The sequence below is a fragment of the Rhizobium sp. UBA1881 genome, assembly GCF_002338015.1.
In the GTDB taxonomy this organism is placed as follows: domain Bacteria; phylum Pseudomonadota; class Alphaproteobacteria; order Rhizobiales; family Rhizobiaceae; genus Rhizobium.
On the sequence record NZ_DDHH01000206.1, the window covers coordinates 1 to 5208 of the forward strand.

Genomic DNA, 5208 nt, shown 5'->3' on the forward strand with positions numbered 1-5208 from the left:
TGCCCCAGACGATGACCGAGGACACGGTGTCGAAGAGGCCGAGCAGCTTGATCGGCGGGCGGTCGGTCTTCAGCGTGCGCTCGTAGAGGCGCATGGTCTTGAAGGCCGAGGGCGCGTCCCAATCGACATCGGCGGCATCCGCTCCGCCCTGCTGCTGCTCGCTTTCGGAGATGCCCTTGTAGGTGTTGTAGGCGTAGTCGATCAGATTGACGTGGTACTTGCTCATCAGCCCGAGCGAATGGACGAAGCCTGCGAGAACGCGTGCCGTATAGGCGCCCCGGCTGAAGCCGAAGATGTAGATGTTGTCGCGGTCCCGATACTCTTGATCGTCCCCCGGTTCGCCGGGCTCGTAATTGTCGACGAGGAAGCGATAGGCCTCCTTGACGTTCTGGTCGAGTCCCCAGCCGGTCGCCAGGCCCCAGAGTTCGACCGTCTTGCGGTAGGCGTTGGACCAGGCATTGGCGGCGCCGAAGGTGCCGACGCCGGGATCGTAATAGACGATCTGCCTGTCGCTGCGGTCGAGAACGCCGAATAGCCTCAAAATATTGGTGCGGTCGGCGGAGATTTCGTTCGACGTGCCATCGAACAGAATGACGATATTCTTGCCCATCGATGCCCCTCACGTGTGGGGATATCGTAACATGATCGCGAAGGGTTTGAAATCTCAGGTGGTTTGTCGCGTTTTGCGACACTTCGGCGTGTCGTCACGCTGGCCGTCGTGCGGCGGAAAAGCCGGCCGTGAAAGGTCACGGCCGGCCTTGATATCTTAGGCGAAGTAGCTCTGCAGCGGGCGAACCTCGAGGTTGCCGGCCTTGAGCGCCTTGATTGCCTGGGCGGCTGCCTCGGCGCCGGCCATGGTGGTGTAGTACGGCACCTTCTGCATCAGCGTTGCGCGGCGCAGCGACTTGGAGTCGGAGATAGCCTTGTTGCTATCGGTCGTGTTGATGACCAACTGGACCTGACGGTTGCGGATGGCGTCCTCGATATGCGGACGGCCCTCGAGCACCTTGTTGATCTTCACGGCCTCGATGCCGTTTTCGGCGAGGAAGCGGGCGGTGCCGCCGGTGGCCAGAACCTTGAAGCCCTGTTCGACCAGCATGCGGATCGCGGGAAGGACGCGCGGCTTGTCGTCGTCGCGCACCGATACGAAGACCGTTCCGTCACGCGGCAGTTCGACGCTGGCGCCGAGCTGCGACTTGGCGAAGGCCAGGGCGAAATCGGTGTCGAGGCCGATGACTTCGCCGGTCGAGCGCATTTCCGGGCCGAGCAGCGTGTCGACGCCGGGGAAGCGGGCGAACGGGAAGACGGCTTCCTTGACGGCGATGTGCTTCAGGTTGCGCGGATCCGGCTTCTCGCCGTAGGCGGCAAACAGCGGATCGAGCTTTTCGCCGGCCATGGCGCGGGCGGCGATCTTGGCGATCGGGGCGCCGATCGTCTTGGCGACGAAAGGAACGGTACGCGAGGCGCGCGGGTTCACTTCGAGCACGTAGACGGTGCCGTCCTTGATGGCGAACTGGACGTTCATCAGGCCGACGACGTTGAGAGCCTTGGCCATCGACTTCGCCTGACGCTCGAGTTCGTCGATCATCTCGGCCGAGAGCGTGCGCGGAGGCAGCGAGCAGGCCGAGTCACCGGAGTGAATGCCGGCTTCCTCGATGTGCTCCATGATACCGGCGATGAAGGCGTCCTTGCCGTCGGAGAGGCAGTCGACGTCGACTTCGATGGCGTTCGACAGGTAGCTGTCGAAGAGCAGCGGGTTCTTGCCGAGCAGGGTGTTGATCTGGCCGGTCTTGTCGTTCGGGTAGCGCTGCTTGATGTCTTCAGGCACAAGCTCCGGAACGGTGTCGAGCAGGTAGGTCTGCAGCATGCTCTCGTTGTGGATGATCTGCATGGCGCGGCCACCCAGAACGTAGGACGGGCGAACGACCAGCGGGAAGCCGATTTCGGTGGCGACCAGGCGGGCCTGTTCGACCGAGTAGGCGATGCCGTTGTTCGGCTGCGTCAGGTCGAGCTTGATCAGCAGCTTCTGGAAGCGATCGCGGTCTTCGGCAAGATCGATCATGTCAGGCGCGGTGCCGAGGATCGGGATACCGTTCTTCTCAAGTGCTTCGGCGAGCTTCAGCGGGGTCTGGCCGCCGAACTGCACGATGACGCCGACGACTTCGCCCTTTTCCTGCTCAGCGCGCAGGATCTCGATCACGTCCTCGGCCGTCAGCGGCTCGAAGTAGAGGCGATCGGAGGTGTCGTAGTCGGTCGAGACCGTTTCCGGGTTGCAGTTGATCATGATCGCTTCATAGCCGGCGTCACGCAGAGCGAACGCGGCATGGCAGCAGCAGTAATCGAACTCGATGCCCTGGCCGATACGGTTCGGACCGCCGCCGAGGATGACGACCTTCTTGCGGTCGGAAATTTCGGCTTCCGAGCGGGCGGCGCCGACGAAGGGCGTCTCGTAGCTGGAATACATGTAGGCGGTCGGCGAGGCGAATTCGGCGGCGCAGGTGTCGATGCGCTTGAAGACCGGGCGGACGTTCAGCGAGTTGCGCAGTTCGGCCACTTCCTTCGGGCGCTTGCCCGAAAGCGTTGCGAGGCGGGCGTCGGAGAAGCCCATGGCCTTCAGCGTGCGCAGGTTTGCGGCGTCGGTCGGCAGGCCGTGTTCGCGAACGCGGGCTTCCATGTCGATGATCGCCTTGAACTGGGCGATGAACCACGGGTCGATCTTGCAGCCTTCGTGCACTTCCTCGGGGCTCATGCCCATGCGCAGTGCCTGGGCGACCATGCGCAGGCGATCCGGCGTCGGCGTGCCGATGGCGGCGCGGATGGCGTTCTGGCTGCCTTCGCCTTCCTCGACGCCGGGGATTTCGATTTCGTCGAGGCCGGTGAGGCCGGTTTCGAGACCACGCAGCGCCTTCTGCAGCGATTCGGCGAAGGTGCGGCCGATCGCCATGACTTCACCGACCGACTTCATGGCGGTGGTCAGAACCGGCGAGGCGCCCGGGAACTTCTCGAAGGCGAAGCGCGGGATCTTGGTGACGACGTAGTCGATCGACGGTTCGAACGAGGCGGGCGTTGCGCCGCCGGTGATGTCGTTGTCGAGTTCGTCGAGCGTGTAGCCGATGGCGAGCTTGGCGGCGACCTTGGCGATCGGGAAGCCGGTGGCCTTCGATGCGAGAGCCGACGAGCGCGAGACGCGCGGGTTCATTTCGATGACGACGAGGCGGCCGTCCTTCGGGTTGACGGCGAACTGGACGTTCGAGCCGCCGGTCTCGACGCCGATCTCGCGCAGAACCGCGATCGAGGCGTTGCGCATCATCTGGTATTCCTTGTCGGTCAGCGTCAGCGCCGGCGCGACAGTGATCGAGTCGCCCGTGTGGACGCCCATCGGGTCGATGTTTTCGATCGAGCAGATGATGATGCAGTTGTCCGCCTTGTCGCGGACGACTTCCATTTCATATTCCTTCCAGCCGAGAACCGATTCCTCGATCAGGACTTCCGTCGTTGGCGAGGCATCGAGGCCGCCGCCGATGATTTCGAAGAACTCCGAGCGGTTATAGGCAATGCCGCCGCCGGTGCCGCCCATGGTGAAGGAGGGGCGGATGATGGCGGGCAGACCGACGACGTCGATCGCCTGGGCGGCAATCGCCATGGCGTGGCTGATGTAGCGCTGCTTGCGGTCGGTCTCGCCGAGGTTCCACTGGTTTTCCAGCGCGTCGAGCGCCTTGTCGAGTTCGGCGCCGGAGAGGCTTTCCTTCAGCTTGTTGCGCTCGGCTTCATGCGTCTTGCGGTCGGCATCCTTGATGTCGGTGGCGTTGGCGAGCATCGAGCGCGGGGTTTCGAGGCCGATGCGGTCCATGGCTTCGCGGAAGAGCGCGCGGTCTTCGGCCATGTCGATGGCGGCCGGCTTGGCGCCGATCATCTCGACATTGTAGCGGTCGAGAACGCCCATGCGCTTGAGAGAGAGCGCGGTGTTGAGCGCGGTCTGGCCGCCCATGGTCGGCAGCAGCGCGTCGGGGCGCTCCTTGGCGATGATCTTGGCGACGACTTCAGGGGTGATCGGCTCGACGTAGGTTGCGTCGGCGAGACCCGGGTCGGTCATGATCGTGGCCGGATTGGAGTTGACGAGGATGACGCGGTAGCCTTCCTCCTTCAGCGCCTTGCAGGCCTGGGTGCCGGAATAGTCGAACTCGCATGCCTGGCCAATGACGATCGGTCCTGCGCCGATGATGAGGATCGATTTGATGTCTTGGCGCTTCGGCATGGGCTTTTTTCCGTTTCCTAGCTGCGCAGAAAGCCGGCCAGGGTGGGAGGCACCGGCCGGGTCGCGCATATGATGGTCTTTTCAGGCTAGAAGCGGCTTATAGGCAAATGTATCAGTGAACGGAACCCCATAATTTACGGAATCGACAGGAATCGGAAAGGGCTAGCCGAGGCTCGGCAAAACGAGGGCGCGAATCTCGCCGGGACGGGCCGGATTGCTGATCGCTTCCACCGCTTCGCCAAGCCCGATACGGCGCGAAATCAGCGCTTCGACCTTGATCGCGCCGGAGGCGATCAGGTCCGCGGCGCGCCTGTGGGTGAAGGGGTTGATGAACGAGCCGATCAGCCTGATTTCGCGAAACAGCAGGTCGAAGGGCTCGATCGACACTTTCGCGCCCTGGGGCATGACGCCGAGAATCACGACTGTACCGCCATGACGGACAAGGGCAGGGGCCTGCTCGACGGTCTCGGCGACGCCAGCGCATTCGATGACGACATCCGCGCCGCCGGGGAGCAGACCGTCCGGCGCGGTGATGTGTTTGATGATGTCGCCGTCAGTGGGGTCGGCGGTGGCTGTGGCGCCGAGGCTTTCTGCCAGCCGCCGCTTGTCGGCGCTGCGGGTGACGAGCACCACGTCGGTGGCGCCGGCAAGGCGCGCGAGTTGCACGACCAGCAGCCCGATGACGCCGCCGCCCAATACGACCACAGACGAGCCAGTCCTGATCTCAGCCAGATCGACACCGTGTAGGCAGCAGGCGAGTGGTTCGCAGAAGGCGCCGTGGACGGGATCTAGATCACCGGGCAGGGCGAAGGCCTGCTTTTGCGGGACGATCACATACTCCGCGAAGCCGCCGTCGCGGCTGATGCCGATTGCCTGGAGGTTGCGGCAAAGATTGACTCGGCCGCGCTGGCACTGGTCGCATTGGCCGCAGGAAATGTTCGGGTCGCCGGTGA

Annotated in this window: 3 protein-coding genes; all 3 read right to left on the minus strand. The window is 63.7% G+C overall.

Annotated features, from left to right (window positions below; genetic code table 11):
- On the minus strand, positions 1-610 hold a 610-nt coding region (locus B3605_RS25150), incomplete at its 3' end, for a T6SS phospholipase effector Tle1-like catalytic domain-containing protein (RefSeq protein ID WP_296436824.1).
- 156 nt (positions 611-766) lie between these two features.
- Positions 767-4255, minus strand: coding sequence for a carbamoyl-phosphate synthase large subunit (carB, locus tag B3605_RS25155; protein WP_018897435.1), 3489 nt, complete (start codon positions 4253-4255; stop codon positions 767-769).
- A gap of 162 nt (positions 4256-4417) precedes the next feature.
- A partial coding sequence (locus tag B3605_RS25160; RefSeq protein ID WP_296436825.1) for a zinc-binding dehydrogenase occupies positions 4418-5208 on the minus strand: 791 nt, incomplete at its 5' end.

What these genes read in the sequence shown, in the direction of transcription:
- carB (WP_018897435.1), bottom strand. Translation starts at nt 4,255, where the DNA reads ATGCCGAAGCGCCAAGACATCAAATCGATCCTCATCATCGGCGCAGGA.